The organism is Legionella pneumophila subsp. fraseri, from assembly GCF_000586315.1.
GTDB lineage: Bacteria > Pseudomonadota > Gammaproteobacteria > Legionellales > Legionellaceae > Legionella > Legionella pneumophila_B.
Genome location: NZ_JFIM01000001.1, coordinates 143,115 through 157,979, shown reverse-complemented (window position 1 = coordinate 157,979; position 14,865 = coordinate 143,115). Strand labels below are relative to the sequence as shown.

Below are 14,865 nucleotides of genomic sequence, written 5' to 3'. Positions count from 1 at the left end.
ATTGATATGGATAACAAAAACCGTATGTTGCTCTCACAGCAGATTAGTTAACCTTTTGGTGATGAATTGATTTGATTTAGCTCCAAAGCGCTCTCTGCTTCATCCACTGCCAAGGCAGATTTTGCACGTGTCGTAGCAAAAAAGCCTTGACTTGCTCCAAAAGTTACACAAAACGCGATAGTGTTAACCATCACTTTTAACAAATTCTTGAGATATTCTCCCCAACCTAAATCCTTTTCCAGGATGGGCTTGGCATCTTGAATCGCCAATTTACAAGCTTCTTTAAATTTAAGCCCCGCTTCATTGAAACTAGTTTGAGGATTTGTCAAATCAACAACATATTGATCGCGTGTTTCTTGCAGTTGTCTTAGAAGAGTTTTCGCTGCTTCATAAGCTTTATCATATTTATGCTGATTGATACCCCCTATTTTATCTTTCAACTCTTCTAATGCTTGATCGACCGTTTCCAAAGTAATCTGGATTTTCTTATCAAGCATCTCCTCTTCTTTTCTTTTGGCAGCAGGTTGATCGGTATCTGACAATGTAACTGTTGGTTTCTTCACCAACTCAGGGAGGAATCTTACACGCTTAGATTGGGTTCCTTTGTTCTCAACGATGGCGGGAGTTTTCCCTGCGCCCAATAAAAACTCCTCAGTTTTTTCCTTCAAATGAACTGGAGCAGCTATCCAATTAATTAAAATATTTCGAGTTTCAAATATTACTGCAATAACCTGGAATAACTTCATTATTTCAGCTGGCTCTATACCATTTTGTTCTTTTGAGCGATTGAGATCTCTGATTATTTCTACAATTTTCTGATCCATTACAACATCATGCCCCACTATGCGAGCCAATGCTCTTGAATCACTCGCATTTTCTAATAGTAGCGCAGTCAACTCTTGTAAATTACCGTCTTTGGTTAACGCTTTAACATTTTCACCATTAACTAACATCAATGAGGCTGCTTGTTCTGGACTAGCAAAAGCCATGACAACCCTACTGTTTTGGTCTACACCTCGTTTATACATTTCATGTATAAGTTTGGAAATTGCTTGGTGCTGATTCTGCAACAATTCATGAATGTTAAAATAAAACCCTCCGATTTCACCCTCTTTTGTTTCATAAAGCAGAGTAAAGTGAGTTTTTTTACCACTTATTAAATCTTTTGCATTTTCTTGAACAGCCTGCAGGTATTTAGCCAGAGAACCAGTCTGAGCTCCATTGAGTGCTAACTCCTTGAGCATTACAGAAATTAGAGCAGACTGTTTTTCTAATGGTTGTTCCCTTACGACTATTTTATCTAAATTTGCCTCATGTTCAGTGACTGTTGCTTCTTGTAAGGAAAGTATTCCAGCTTTTTGAGCAATTTTTAATATATCTGCTTCTTTCAATTCGGGCAGCATGAGTCGAACCATTTGCAGCAGTGACATATTGTTTACATTCTTTTGAGCTTGAGTCACTGCGGCTTCGATTACCTTCCTTGCTCGATTAATTTCTTCATATAATTTGCTTTCATGTATATTAACAAGCCGAGATAACTCAGCCATCTCTTGATTTTTTTGCTTTCTTTCCTGAATGGGAAGATTGAGTACATGATTATATAACTCACTTCTTAATTCTTTATATTTTTTTAATAGCTCATCCATGTTTGCTATTCCAGAATTTATAAATTTTTTAGCTACCTCTTGCAGTTGTGGCCACAAAATTTTAACGGCTTCTCTTGCCTTAACTTGTTGGTTTTCTATTCTCGTATATTCTTCTTTTATTCTCTTTTCTCTATTTTTTATTCCATTTTCGATACTTGTAACACTTTTTCTGATTTCTCTTCGCTCTTCTCGAGAAATAATTAGTCTAATTTGGTTTAACTCACCTGTCTGTTTCCCATTTAACACATTTCGGTTTTGATCAAAGAAGGATGCTAACTCTTGATATCGATTTAATAAGGCTTGGATTTTTTTATAGTTACTTTCAGTAACAATAAGCCCCTCATTATTTAACAGTGTTGCAACTTGCCTAAATTCACTTAAAGTTCTGGCGATAGGATTTTGTTCTCTTTTGGAATGAGACATAGCATGATTCCCCAATGGTTAGTGTGCTCGCATTATAATCAAAGAATGCTATTTTGTCACACTTAATTGGGCAATTTTTTGCAATATTACAATGACTTAATACAATTAAGGCAATAAAAAAACAAGTTGCGCGATATGCCGCACAACTTGAAATAAGAACTTGGATAAATATTGTTGATTTGAAATAATTAATAGATCGACATCAAACAAATTACTTGGCAGGGATAATTTCAACTTGAAGGTTAGCTACCACATCACTATGCACATGTACTTCTACAACATAATGACCTATAGAGTGCAGAGGACCTTCAGGCATAACAATTTCACGCTTGCTAATTTCAATTTGCTTTTCTATCAACGCGTCTTTAATTTCATTAACACCAACAGAACCATACAACTTACCTTCGTCACTGGCCATAGCACTAATAACTACCGTTGTATCGTTCAATTTGGCAGCACGTTGTTCTGCATTAGCCAAAGCTTGTTGAGCTTTTTTCTCTAGTTCAGAACGACGCTTTTGAAATAACTCAATATTTTGTTCTGTTGCAAAGACGGCTTTATTTTGTGGTATCAAATAATTACGTCCATAACCTGATTTAACGTGTACTTTATCACCCAGATTTCCCAGATTACGTACTTTTTCTAATAAGATTACTTCCATCTTAATAACCCCTTACGTTGATTCTCTCACCCTTGCAGGGAGATATAATCGAAAATTAAATAAACTATCTAGCGAGCCAAATACAATATAGGCAAATAAGACAAAAAATGGTTTTAGCAAGATCAATAGAGATAATAAAATCACCACTCTAATTTGCCATTTTCTGGCTAAAATATAATAGGCCAAAGAAAAACCCGATAAAAAGAAATAAGCAAGAAGTAGTGGCAAAGTGCTAATAGCCGCCGGTACCTCAAAATAAGAGGCAACAGACACAATAATTAGCATCAAAAATGAAAATCTCCCACTACGAAATTCCAATATTTCCTGTTTAAAGCCACCGGGCATGAACAGTTTAGCTTGTATAGTTCGGGCAAACATTAGCGAGATTAAGGCTGAAGCAATCACACTTAATATCTGGACACCAAAAAATAACTGAGCCAAACTTAAGTTATTTAATCCATCTGTACTGCTTTCTACCAATTGTTTGTAATTCTGAAATTGAGACAATAGCATTTTAAAATGATTAAATTGGCCACTGACAAAATCAGGAATCCATATCTGAATGGACAGAAATACAATGAATGCTTGAATTAGAAAAACTCCAAATACATTTGGCCAGCTGGCTGTTTTACGTAAAGTCAAAGCAGCCAGATAGCAAGGCAAATAAGCAACCAATGTATTAATCAATGCCCCTTCCAGAGGTAGCAACATCATTAAAGGTACAGAATGAACAATCATCGCAGGTAACATGACTTCAAATCCAGGTTTTTCACCTTTCCTCAAAGTAATTAAACTCATTAAAGCCACCGATAGCCAAGAGGCGAATGGGACTATTGAAAGAACAACTGCACAAACAATAGCGTATTGTTTATTTTCAAGAATTGCTCTACTTTGTTTAAGTATAAAATTACCTGCAAGATTCATTTTATCTATGGCTGTCGCAATAAGGCAATAAACCAATAAATCTGGCATGTTTGATTGCCTTGGCTAATTGTCTTTGGAAACGAGTTTGGGTACCAGTAATACGACTTGGTACAATTTTACCAGTTTCAGTAATGTAATTTTTTAATAGGTTGATATCTTTATAATCTATTTCATTACCACCTTCTGCGCTAAAGCGGCACATTTTTTTTCTACGAAAATAAGCTGACATAGACATTCTCCTCTTAAGCGACTTTAGTTTCTTTTTCTTTCTTCATTAAGACAGATTCTGTAGTAATCGCTTGTTTTTGAACAGTGATTAGGTGTCTTAAAATGGCATCATTAAACTTGAATGCGTTTTTAATTTCATTAAGTGCATCAAGATTACATTCAACATTCATTAAAATATAATGTGCTTTATGAACATTGTTAATGGAATATGCCAACTGGCGTCGACCCAAATCTTCTTTACGATGTATTTTGCCATTATGCTTGGTGATAATCCCTTCATAGCGCTCTACCATGCCAGGTACTTGCTCGCTTTGATCAGGGTGTACTAGAAACATAATTTCATAATGTCTCATGGATTCTCCTTATGGATAAAGCCTTCCAGCATTGAGTACTGGTAAGGCAAGGGTTTTAAAAAGCTCCCAATTATAACTTTTTTATTTAATCCTTACAATCTCATTGCGATTTAAAATTAGGTAATTGATAAAACTTTACTCCCTTAAATCTTGTCAATTTTATAGGCACTTAACGTACCTGGTTGCTTTAAATAAATTTTTTTATAAATTTTACAGCAATTTATAGTGACAACTGTCACCAAAGTAAGGTACCGTTCAGCAGTGAATGACTATAGTCATCAATAGCCCTTAGGAATAATTTATGAAAAAAGAGGTTTTTTTTAAATGGATATAATAACTCTTCAATTTGAAGAACCACTTATCATTCGTATCTCGAATACTGTTGTTAAAATATTAGCTTTTAAAACTCAGGAAAATGGAAATATAAAATTTGGAGTGGAAGCGCCAAGGTCAATCAATATTCACAGAGAAGAAGTTTTCCATGCAATCAAACAAAAAGAATCTCTTAGTACAGTTGACTGACAACAAATAAATGCACGTTATACCTTTCAGATATTTTATTTTATTGGCAGGGACTATTGTGTCTCTATCGTCAATTGCTTTAATTATCAATTATACTATCTATCAATTCCCTGGAAACAATTATTTTCCACCCAATACACCAGTCATGGCCTGTATTATTTTGTTAAATTATATTGGAATGATTTTAGTTTTTGGTAAGAACAATAGAGTGACTTGCTCTGGATTAGAGCTGATTAATTTTTTTGTTGTAATGTCTATCATCGCTTTAGCGACAAACGCTGTTCAATTAACGCCCTTTTCTCCTATAGACAAACAAATTATTAAGCTGGAAGCGCAATGGGGCATTAACATGGTATCTATTCTGGAGTGGACAAATAAGTATCAATATTTTAAATACTTATTGGCGATTATCTATGATACCCTACCCTATCAGATGAGTATATTACCCTTATGTGTTATTGTATCAGGGCGATTTTATATCCTTAAAGATTATTATTTCCTATTGCTCTCCACTACATTACTGGGATTTACTTTTTACTATTTTTTTCCAACTACAGCCCCCGCAAGTGAAATACAGAATAGTTTATTTGCCCCTGAACAAATAGCAACGGGACTTAAATTTCATCAAATTCATCATTATATACAGCCCACAACCATTGAAGGTGGTTTAATAGCTCTTCCCTCATTTCATGCAATCTGGGCAATTTTGTGTGTTTACTTAATCAAAGATTGGTTTATACCCTGCCTACTATTATCAATCATTAATGTTCTATTAATTCTTTCATGTGTACTATTGGGATGGCATTATCCAGTTGACATTTTGGCAGCCATCATTCTTGTTGGATTATCTTATTATCTGTTAACTTTAGTTAAAGTTAAATCTAGATAATTGGGTTTATAGCCTGTAAATTGAAACTCCCTACATGAAAAGGATTATTGATTAAGAGCAGCTGGTCTTTGTAGAGAATCATTTATAATTCTTACAGGTGTCCCTATGGCTACTAAACCATATAGGTGCTCAATATCCTCAGGAAGCATACGAATACATCCTGCGCTTACTTTAGCCCCAATCCCATCAACTCGATTAGAACCATGAATTAATATAGTTGGCCATCCTAAACGTAATACATATTGTCCTAAAGGATTATAAGGTCCAGGGGGAAACTCACTGGGAATAGGAGCACCTATGCTTTCAGCTGCCTTTTGTAATTTTACTGTAGGCCGCCAGGTAGGATTAATTTCTTTGGAGGTGATTTTGCTTAATCCCAAAGGAGTTTCCCACCCTTTTTTACCAATCCCAACAGGATAAGTAATGACAACATTGTCATCTGGAGGAAAATAATATAATCGATACGCTGCTAAATTAATCACTATACCTTTTCTAGGCACGTTGGGCAGAACAAAACGAGATGGAATAATTAACTTTGTGTTAGCAGCTAGTGGATATCTGGCATTGACACCTGGATTAGCGCGTACCATTTCATAATAGCCGACATTAAAACGCCGACCGACTTCATCTATAGTTTCTCCAAACTCTGAAAATGCGACCTGAATTTCACCGACAGTATTTCCAGATTCAGGCAATACATAAACATTAGCAAAAGAATATTGACTAAGTAAAAGAATTAAATACCAAACCCTTATTATAGATTTTGATTTTTGCTCCATAAGATGCTTGTCTCTCTAAAAAGCAAGGCAAAACTATTATGCTTTTACCTTGCAGAGAAATTATAAGCTGGTATCTACCTTAAAACGCTCGCCGTATTTGGATTCAAATGTTTTAAATAAAGTTTCCAGCTTATCTTTACCAAAATCCTTTGCGTAATTCATAGGTCCTCCTCGGAATGGAGCAAAACCTGTAGCAAAGATCATTCCAGCATCCAACAAGTCAGAATCTTCAACAACTCTTTCACGTATACAAGCTGCAGATTCATTCACCATACGTAAAATTAATCTATCCGCAATGGTCTTATCGACATATGCTGGGGCTTTTTTCTTAATTGCTTTGCCATTTTTATATTTATAAAAACCTTCTCCGGTTTTACGGCCCAGTTTACCTTCTTTTACTAAATCACGTAATCTTTGTGGTATGGTACCACCAAAATGACTGGTCAGATTTTCAGCCACAGCAAGGCAAACATCCATTCCTACAGTATCAGCGAGTTCTACAGGCCCCATAAACATACCAAACTGCAATGCTGCTTCATCTATTGTCTCTGCACTATATCCCTCATCCAATAACTGTACACATTCCATCAGATAAGGCATGAGTACCCTGTTTATTAAAAAACCAGGACTTGATTTGACGGGCAAGGGTAATTTGCCAATTTGATTGACAAACGCACAAGAATTCTGCTGAATCTTTTTTGCAGTAGATGAGCTGCTTACTATTTCTACCAAATCCATTTTAGCTACAGGATTAAAGAAATGAATGCCTACCAAACGTTCTGGTTTACTCATTACACTACTGATTTCATCAAGTGGGATACTAGAGGTGTTTGTCGCTATGATCGCATCTTTTTTGGCATTTTTTTCCACAGTTTTCATTATTTCCTGTTTAACGGCCAAATTCTCGAAAACAGCCTCAATAATGACATCTGCTCGTTTTACACCATGCCCTTCGGGATCTGCGATTAATCTATCCATTGCTGCCTGGATCAATCTCGGCTTACGCAATTTTTTACTATAAAGTTTATGTGCTCTCCCTATTGCAGGGGCAATTTGTTCATAAGATTTATCCTGTAATGTGACCTGAAGACCTCGCAAAGCACACCAGGCAGCGATATCCCCTCCCATAACCCCTGCTCCAATCACATGAACATGAACAGCTTTGAACTGACTGTCTTTGGCAAACCCTTTTAATCGCTCACGCAATAAAAATGCTCTGATAAGATTCTTGGCAGTATCGCTTTGGGATACAAGTTTTTCTATAGAATCCGCTTCTTTAAGATAAGCTCTCTCACCCACTCCTCCCTCTTTTTCCCACAGATCAATCACAGCATATGGTGCAGGATAATGTTCTTTGCGAACTCGCTTGGCTACATTATAACGCAACAGGTAAGCGATAGGTTTTCTAAGCAGGGAACTATTCGTTAAACTTTCAATAAACGATGGTCTGTGTCGTGGTGGTTTATTTTTTATAAAATAAACAGCCGCTCTTCTTAGCTGACGAACAGGTACTACCTCATCAATCATACCGAGGCTTTTAGCTTTTACAGAAGGTATTGCACTGCCAGTCAATATGACTTGTGATAATGCTTTGAAACCACCAATTAGCTGCGGCAAACGCACGGTACCACCCCATCCTGGATGAATGCCCAACATCACTTCAGGCAAACCAATACGGGTGTCTTTGTCATCTGTTGCAATTCGATAAGTACAGGCTAAGGCTAACTCATAACCACCGCCCATGCAAAAACCATCGATCATCGCAACACTTGGAATTGATAAGGCTTGCAAACGGGCAAATACAGCTTGTCCCTTCTGTAAAAAATCAACTGCTTGTGAAGAGCTCTCAAATTGTGAAAAAGCATTAACATCAGCGCCAGCAATAAATCCTTTTTCCTTGAGTGAATAAATAATTAATCCCATCGCTTTTTTATCATGTGATATTTCATGTAACAAGCTGTTTAACTCATCCAATACCTCTTCGTTAATGCTATTAACCGCAGCATCCCTTCTATTTAATCCAAGCCACAGAATGGCATCTTTATCTCGCTGCAAATCCCAATGTTTATAATTATTCATGTCCTTTCACCTCAGTTACTCGTTCAAGATACATAGCTCCTCCCTGACCACCTCCGATACAAATTGCTGCCATACCTCGTGACTCATTTCTTTGCTCTAAAGATTTAAGAACATGCAATACAATACGAGCCCCACTGGCACCAATAGGATGACCTAAAGCAATTGCTCCACCATCCCGATTGAGTCGCTCCAGCGATGGCGCCCCAATTGCTTCCTTAAGACCAAGCTGTGTTTTGCAATATTCTTCATCATCCCATGCAGCCAAACACCCTAAGACTTGAGCGGCAAAGGCCTCATTGATTTCCCAACAATCCAAATCTTGTGGCTTTAAATTATGTCTTTCTAATATAGGGGTTGCCGCGTGAACAGGACCCAAACCCATTTGAGAGGGATCTAGAGCAGCCCATTGTGAATCAACTATTCGACCTAATACCGGTAAAGCATATTTTTTTACAGCCTCAGCGCTGGCTAATAGCAACAAACAGGCACCATCAGTTATCTGTGAACTGTTACCTGGGGTGACCATGCCATATTTTTTGTCAAAAAAAGGTTTTAGTTTTGACAACTTTTCCACAGTAGAATCTGCCCTAATCCCATCATCTTGAGGATATATACATCCTTTATAATCTATGATTGGGGCTACTTCTGACATTCTATTTTCAGCGTAAGCTTTAGCTATTCTTAAATGGCTTTGAGTAGCGAACTCATCCATTTGCTCTCTTGTAATACCAAATCGATAAGCCACTTTCTCAGCTGTCTGCCCCATATTCAATCCGACTATCGGGTCAGTCAGGCCTCTGAGCAAAGCGATTACCGGAGCCAGATAAGAAGGTTTAAACTTTGTAATTAAAGCCAGCTTTTGCCCCATACTTTTAGCCGCAAACCAGTTTGCCAGCCAGGAAGCCATTTTTTCATTAAATAATAACGGTGCGTGACTCATAGCATCTGTTCCGCCAGCGAGAACCAAATTGCTGCGCCCTGTAGCAATTTGAATTGCGGCATTATCCAATGCTTGCATGCCTGAAGCACAATTTCTCATTACGGTAAATGCGGGTACCTTATCGCCACATCCCAAACGCAGAGCAATCACTCGGGCTATATTGGCCTCATCTGGTCCAGGCATAGCGCTACCAATAATGACCTCATCAAGTTCGTCCGGGGAAAACGGTTGGCGATTTAACAAAGTTGTTCCTGCAGCTACTGCCAAATCTGAGCCAGAAAATGGACCTACTCCTTTTGCCTTAAGAAACGGCGTTCGACTTCCATCGACGACATAAACGTTACGACCACTTAAATTCGACTGGTGTTTCATTAGTCCTCCTTGTTAGGGCCTCTGCATAAGAATCTATACTAAAATCAATAGCTTCAAAGATTAGCAGTATTCTTGATATTTTGGAAATCTTAAGATGATTTTTTGATGAAATTTAATTACTTAAATCATTCCTGGAAATATGTGTTCTTTGAACTTTATCCTATTAAAGTTTTCTTATACAGCCCCTTTCATTTTGTAACTCTTTTATAAGTAAAATCAACTCATCTTTGCGATTCTCTATATTAATTTTAGCTAATTCATCAAGAATTGCTTCTATTGTTAAAAGGTCTCCCTTCAATATTTTTTGCACTATCTCATTTACTTCTTTGGTATGATTACAATAATTTTTTGCTGAAAAAAATGAACCCTTCTTACTGGACCCTTTGAAGACATAGTTTTCCAATTTTTCACAAATATTCACTATTTCTGGATTGTGCCTAGGCAGTTGGTCAATTTTTAAACTTGGAACAAGCACGAGATTTATCTTTGATATGCTGGAAGGCTGTGTTTTAGGAGAGAAATTATTATGACTTAATTTTTTTAATTCTCTTTTGAGTGAAAATATCAAGGCATCGAACAAATCATCCTTGCCTTTATAAGGTAGAAGATATTGGTACAGTTCAGAGACTATAACTTGCTGATTTTGTACACGATTTAATAAATCATTTAGCATGTCGGCTATTTTTTCTGTCTGGATTTTTACTGAGAAATTCAGATAGGCAAGTGTACGGTTTTCCAAATCCTTCAGTAGATCTATCTTGGCTAATTCACCTATCTTTTTGTATATTTCGAAAGGATTTGCTACATCTTTTTGATCAACAAATGGAGTGACCTCCGGGTTTGTTCTTTTTTTCTTTAAATAATCTTTTCTAATCGTAGCTAATTCCCCTTCAATTTTTAATTCTTGTAAAATGGTCTTATCTGATAAGATATATGTAAAATCAGAACAATAAATGGATAGATCGTCTGATATTTTGGAAAATACCATAATTAGTCCTATGCAATATTTACCAAACTCATCTAAAGATACGTTTTGATTTCCATGATTTGTTGAATAGTCATAAAGCGCAACCATCACACCAAAAATAAATTCTGGCTCAAAATTTTCTCCGAAATCAGGATCTTCTTTTAATAATTTTAATAACTGACTTATCAATAACCTGGCTTTTTCCTTATTTGATGGGCAAATTTTTTCACCTAAATATTCCAATAAAATGTCATACCACATAACAATCCTTTAAACCCCTTTAATAGATAGTGTCATAACACAAATACATTTAAAAAAAATCTGCTGATATTTTTATATCCATTGATGATATTTATTATGCTCAATTTTGAATTTCATCACTTTATACAATAAGAATTATTGACGCATGTTAAATACCTGTTATACTCCGCTACCATTGATTGGAGAGATGGCCGAGTGGTCGAAGGCGCTCCCCTGCTAAGGGAGTATGGGAGAAATCCCATCGAGGGTTCGAATCCCTCTCTCTCCGCCAATCAACGCGCCCGTAGCTCAGTTGGATAGAGTATCTGGCTACGAACCAGGGGGTCGGAGGTTCGAATCCTTCCGGGCGCGCCATTTTTAATGCTCTTTGGCTCTTTCCCAATTACCTGAATCTTCTACACATCTTGCCTAAACGAAAGAAACATGATCAAATTCACCTTTTCGGCGGTGATGGATGGAACTTACGATTGAAGATGCAACGGCCTGGTCTGAAGCGATTTTTGGTTCAGTTGATTTAGGTGATAAGCGGCTAACAAAACGCTTAATCCAAATGGGCAAACAATTATCCTCATTGCCGGGCAGTTCCTTATCTGCAAGTTGTGAAGGACAAGATGCGCTATTAGAAGGTAGTTATCGCTTTTTGCGCAATAAACGCGTTAGTGCTGCCCACATTGCAAATGGGGGTTATCAGGTGACAAGCTGGCTATCGCAGTCAGTTTCTACCTTGTTAGCTATTGAAGATACCACTACTTTATCTTATACCCATCAAGTGAAAGAAGCGCTAGGTGATTTAGGTGGACCTAAAGAAAAAAGTAATCGCGGATTTCATGTGCATACCACCCTATTAATGGATGCTGAAAAAGAGAAAACGATTGGTTTAATCGCTCAAAATCGTTGGTGCAGGGCAGTCGAAGAAAGAGGTAAAAAAGCCCATCGACGTGTCAGGCAATACAGTGAGAAAGAAAGCTATAAATGGGAAAAGAATACGCAAGAACTAGAAAGTCGTCTAGGCACAAAAATTACTGATGTTATTTCAGTGTGTGATAGAGAGGCTGACATTTTTGAATACATTCAATATAAACTAGAGCACCATCAACGTTTTATTGTTAGAGCAAGCCATAATCGAAAACTTGAGCAAGGTCAGGGTTATTTGTTTGACCATTTATCAAAAGCTATCGTCTTAGGTCATTACACAATTGAAGTCGCCCAAAAAGCAGGAAGAAAAAAACGCCAAGTTATACTTGAACTAAAAACTCTTCAGGTAACTTTTTCTCCGTCTATGAGAAGAGCTAAAGACCGTCAATTAAAACCCATAACAGTAAATGTTGTTATTGCTAAAGAACAAGATTGTATCGAAAATGAAGGACTTGAATGGATTTTATTAACCACAGAACCCATAACAAGCTTTTCTTGCGCTCGTAAAATAACGCGTTATTATGAAATGAGATGGCGCATTGAGGATTTTCACAAAGCCTGGAAATCGGGTGCAGGAGTTGAAGAGCAGCGTATGCAATCCATTGATCATTTAGAAAAGATGATTGTTATTCTCTCTTTTATAGCCATTCGTTTACTTCAATTAAAAGAGTATTTTGAATATCCAACTATTTTAGATATCGATGAGAAGAATAGTTCTTGCGATGAATTACTGACTGATACGGAATGGAAGGTATTATGGAACAGTGTTGAAAGAAAATCATTACCTGAAATAATACCTACCGCTGGCTGGGCTTATAAAGCAATAGCGCGTTTAGGCGGCTGGACTGACTCTAAAGGGACTGGAAAGGCTGCTTGGTCTACTATCTGGAAAGGATGGTTCCGCTTGAAGGAGCGAATAGAAGGATTTAGGATGGCTGCCGAATTGATGAAGATGTGATCAAGAGACAGCCCAATTACGGGGGCACTCACCATTTAACAACACAACACCCTAACACGAGTTCTATAATTATTGGCTCTTCCCCAAATCCGGGGGCACTTCAATCAACCACAAAGCACTCTAACTCTTAATCTATAATTTTCAAAACTTCTAAGCCGCATAAGAGGTCGTTGAATCAACTAGAAATTTTGTATAAGTCATATATAAACAATCGATTTCCTTTCAGTTAATTAATTAGAATAAAATTGATGAAAAGTATTTCAAAAAGATATCATTCAAGCTTATAGAGCTCTTGTCTTTTAACAGTAGGCAAAATATTCATTAAAAGGCTGCTTATTTTTTAACACTGAAAATTCTGTAGCCATAATTAAAAACTTGAGGATTGAGTATAAAATAATCTAATATCATCAAGTTACTCAACAATGTCTTGTTGTGAGCCAACGATTCAAGGAGCGTTATGATTGTTATCTTCGTCCATGGCTGGAGTGTCACGCATACCAATACTTATGGGGAACTTCCTCAATGGCTTGAAAATCAGAGCAAACAGGGAAAGCTGGATATTCAAGTCGGCAATGTTTATCTTGGGCGTTACATCAGTTTTGATGATACGGTGACGGTTGACGATATAGCACGTGCATTTGATCAAGCGCTACGTGATGAAATTGCTGATAAGCTTCGAGATGGGGAGCGTTTTGCCTGTATTACGCACTCTACTGGCGGCCCAATTGTCCGCAAATGGATGGATTTATACTTTAAGAATAATCTTGCAAAATGTCCGTTGAGTCATTTTATCATGCTGGCCCCCGCAAACCATGGTTCTGCTCTTGCTCAACTTGGTAAATCCCGGCTAGCTCGTATAAAAAGTTTTTTTGAAGGTGTCGAACCGGGAAAATATGTACTTGATTGGCTTGAACTTGGAAGTAACATGAGCTGGCAACTTAATGAAAGCTGGCTTGATTACGATTGCACTGCTAATGGCATCTATTGCTTTGTACTTACTGGCCAGAAAATTGATCGCCAACTTTATGATGCACTAAACTCTTACACGGGAGAAGCAGGATCTGATGGTGTGGTACGTGTCGCTGCAACAAATATGAATTATAGTCTATTGAAATTACATCAGGAAGGGGATAACGGTGAAAGTCTTGTTGTCGCCAAAATGACACGAACACAGCCAATGGCATTTGGGGTTCTGCCAGGACTATCGCATTCTGGTAAAAATATCGGGATCATCCGTAGTATTACAATAGCCAATGCAGCAACTCACCCCACAGCAATATGGGTCTTGAGATGCCTGCAAGTAAAAAGTCGTGACTCGTATAATACGTTAGTACAAGAGCTGGATAAGATTACTAAAGAAACTCAGAAAAATGAGCATACGGAATTTGTGAAAACACTTGTCTTTAAACGCGAGTATATAACCAATCGCTACTCTATGATTATTTTCCGGCTTATTGATGACCGAGGCAATCACCTTGTCGATTATGATCTTTATCTAACTGCTGGCCCCCAATACAGCGAGCAGGCACTTCCTGCAGGTTTCTTCATAGATCGTCAGCGAAACCTGAATAATCGAGGGAAACTGACTTATTTTCTTGACTACGATATCATGGAAGGTGGAATTAATACCCCAAAAATGCAGGGTAACCTTGGGTTCCGTGTTAAAGCATATCCTGAATCAAGTGACCAAGCTCTTGCCTATTACAGGTTACTTGATTTTCATTCATCGCTTGCTGACATTCACAAAATACTTCATCCGAATGAAACCGTAATGGTTGAAATCATGCTTCAAAGACGAGTAGATAGAACGGTCTTCCGTATTACTAACAACCTTGCTCCAGCAAAAATCAGTGTGAAAACAACTGGCAAAAAAGTAGATTGACCTCACTTCTGTTTGATGTATTTATGCATTAAAAGAGAAAGACACAAAGTGAAAAAATAAATAAGA

The 14,865-nt window shown here is 37.3% G+C and carries 13 protein-coding genes and 2 tRNA genes; 6 read left to right on the top strand and 9 right to left on the bottom strand.

Going from position 1 to position 14,865, the window contains the following annotated elements; translation table 11 throughout:
• Positions 1-47: 47 nt before the first annotated feature.
• From CC34_RS0100675 to rpsF, 5 genes are all read right to left on the bottom strand, one after another.
• The gene (locus tag CC34_RS0100675) at positions 48-2,069 is read right to left on the bottom strand and encodes a hypothetical protein (protein ID WP_027227087.1); all 2,022 of its coding nucleotides are present in this window, start codon (positions 2,067-2,069) and stop codon (positions 48-50) included.
• Positions 2,070-2,280: 211 nt separating this feature from the next.
• Complete coding sequence (gene rplI / locus CC34_RS0100670) at positions 2,281-2,730, bottom strand: 50S ribosomal protein L9 (protein ID WP_027227088.1); 450 nt, start codon at positions 2,728-2,730, stop codon at positions 2,281-2,283.
• Between the two features lie 12 nt (positions 2,731-2,742).
• On the bottom strand, positions 2,743-3,702 hold the full coding sequence (locus tag CC34_RS0100665; protein ID WP_028378940.1) for a hypothetical protein: 960 nt from the start codon (positions 3,700-3,702) through the stop codon (positions 2,743-2,745).
• Positions 3,656-3,883 (bottom strand): 30S ribosomal protein S18, encoded by a 228-nt coding sequence (rpsR, locus tag CC34_RS0100660; protein ID WP_010947320.1) that lies wholly within the window; start codon positions 3,881-3,883, stop codon positions 3,656-3,658. Before rpsR ends, CC34_RS0100665 begins: the two co-directional genes overlap by 47 nt.
• A gap of 13 nt (positions 3,884-3,896) precedes the next feature.
• Positions 3,897-4,235 (bottom strand): 30S ribosomal protein S6, encoded by a 339-nt coding sequence (gene rpsF / locus CC34_RS0100655; RefSeq protein WP_027221780.1) that lies wholly within the window; start codon positions 4,233-4,235, stop codon positions 3,897-3,899.
• A 324-nt stretch (positions 4,236-4,559) separates the two neighbouring features.
• Here rpsF and CC34_RS0100650 point away from each other — a divergent pair, with 324 nt between their 5' ends.
• Both CC34_RS0100650 and CC34_RS0100645 read left to right on the top strand, forming a co-directional pair.
• Positions 4,560-4,757 carry a carbon storage regulator gene (locus CC34_RS0100650; protein ID WP_027227090.1) on the top strand — a complete coding sequence of 66 codons (198 nt, stop codon included), beginning with the start codon at positions 4,560-4,562 and terminating at the stop codon, positions 4,755-4,757.
• Positions 4,758-4,767: 10 nt separating this feature from the next.
• Positions 4,768-5,646, top strand: coding sequence for a phosphatase PAP2 family protein (locus CC34_RS0100645; protein ID WP_027227091.1), 879 nt, complete (start codon positions 4,768-4,770; stop codon positions 5,644-5,646).
• 44 nt (positions 5,647-5,690) lie between these two features.
• Here CC34_RS0100645 and CC34_RS0100640 read toward each other — a convergent pair whose 3' ends face one another.
• The 4 genes from CC34_RS0100640 to CC34_RS0100625 form a co-directional block, all read right to left on the bottom strand.
• Positions 5,691-6,425 (bottom strand): L,D-transpeptidase family protein, encoded by a 735-nt coding sequence (locus tag CC34_RS0100640; RefSeq protein ID WP_027227092.1) that lies wholly within the window; start codon positions 6,423-6,425, stop codon positions 5,691-5,693.
• A gap of 60 nt (positions 6,426-6,485) precedes the next feature.
• Positions 6,486-8,504 (bottom strand): 3-hydroxyacyl-CoA dehydrogenase NAD-binding domain-containing protein, encoded by a 2,019-nt coding sequence (locus CC34_RS0100635; RefSeq protein WP_028378941.1) that lies wholly within the window; start codon positions 8,502-8,504, stop codon positions 6,486-6,488.
• Positions 8,497-9,816, bottom strand: coding sequence for an acetyl-CoA C-acetyltransferase (locus CC34_RS0100630; RefSeq protein ID WP_027227094.1), 1,320 nt, complete (start codon positions 9,814-9,816; stop codon positions 8,497-8,499). Before CC34_RS0100630 ends, CC34_RS0100635 begins: the two co-directional genes overlap by 8 nt.
• A 163-nt stretch (positions 9,817-9,979) precedes the next feature.
• Positions 9,980-11,044, bottom strand: coding sequence for a hypothetical protein (locus CC34_RS0100625; RefSeq protein ID WP_027227095.1), 1,065 nt, complete (start codon positions 11,042-11,044; stop codon positions 9,980-9,982).
• A 181-nt stretch (positions 11,045-11,225) separates the two neighbouring features.
• Between CC34_RS0100625 and CC34_RS0100620 the strand changes: the two genes are divergently transcribed.
• The 4 genes from CC34_RS0100620 (at position 11,226) to plaB (ending at position 14,799) form a co-directional block, all read left to right on the top strand.
• Positions 11,226-11,315, top strand: a tRNA-Ser gene (locus tag CC34_RS0100620).
• Positions 11,316-11,321: 6 nt separating this feature from the next.
• Positions 11,322-11,398: transfer RNA gene (locus tag CC34_RS0100615), tRNA-Arg, on the top strand.
• 100 nt (positions 11,399-11,498) lie between these two features.
• Positions 11,499-12,917 (top strand): IS4 family transposase, encoded by a 1,419-nt coding sequence (locus CC34_RS0100610; protein WP_028379055.1) that lies wholly within the window; start codon positions 11,499-11,501, stop codon positions 12,915-12,917.
• A 457-nt stretch (positions 12,918-13,374) separates the two neighbouring features.
• The gene (gene plaB / locus CC34_RS0100605) at positions 13,375-14,799 is read left to right on the top strand and encodes a phospholipase PlaB (protein ID WP_027227096.1); all 1,425 of its coding nucleotides are present in this window, start codon (positions 13,375-13,377) and stop codon (positions 14,797-14,799) included.
• Positions 14,800-14,865: the final 66 nt, after the last annotated feature.

Coding starts and splice junctions, on each gene's coding strand:
- plaB (WP_027227096.1), top strand. CDS start 13,375: ATGATTGTTATCTTCGTCCATGGCTGGAGTGTCACGCATACCAATACT.
- CC34_RS0100610 (WP_028379055.1), top strand. CDS start 11,499: ATGGAACTTACGATTGAAGATGCAACGGCCTGGTCTGAAGCGATTTTT.
- CC34_RS0100665 (WP_028378940.1), bottom strand. CDS start 3,702: ATGCCAGATTTATTGGTTTATTGCCTTATTGCGACAGCCATAGATAAA.
- rplI (WP_027227088.1), bottom strand. CDS start 2,730: ATGGAAGTAATCTTATTAGAAAAAGTACGTAATCTGGGAAATCTGGGT.
- CC34_RS0100645 (WP_027227091.1), top strand. CDS start 4,768: ATGCACGTTATACCTTTCAGATATTTTATTTTATTGGCAGGGACTATT.
- CC34_RS0100630 (WP_027227094.1), bottom strand. CDS start 9,816: ATGAAACACCAGTCGAATTTAAGTGGTCGTAACGTTTATGTCGTCGAT.
- CC34_RS0100675 (WP_027227087.1), bottom strand. CDS start 2,069: ATGTCTCATTCCAAAAGAGAACAAAATCCTATCGCCAGAACTTTAAGT.
- rpsR (WP_010947320.1), bottom strand. CDS start 3,883: ATGTCAGCTTATTTTCGTAGAAAAAAAATGTGCCGCTTTAGCGCAGAA.
- CC34_RS0100640 (WP_027227092.1), bottom strand. CDS start 6,425: ATGGAGCAAAAATCAAAATCTATAATAAGGGTTTGGTATTTAATTCTT.
- CC34_RS0100625 (WP_027227095.1), bottom strand. CDS start 11,044: ATGTGGTATGACATTTTATTGGAATATTTAGGTGAAAAAATTTGCCCA.
- rpsF (WP_027221780.1), bottom strand. CDS start 4,235: ATGAGACATTATGAAATTATGTTTCTAGTACACCCTGATCAAAGCGAG.
- CC34_RS0100635 (WP_028378941.1), bottom strand. CDS start 8,504: ATGAATAATTATAAACATTGGGATTTGCAGCGAGATAAAGATGCCATT.
- CC34_RS0100650 (WP_027227090.1), top strand. CDS start 4,560: ATGGATATAATAACTCTTCAATTTGAAGAACCACTTATCATTCGTATC.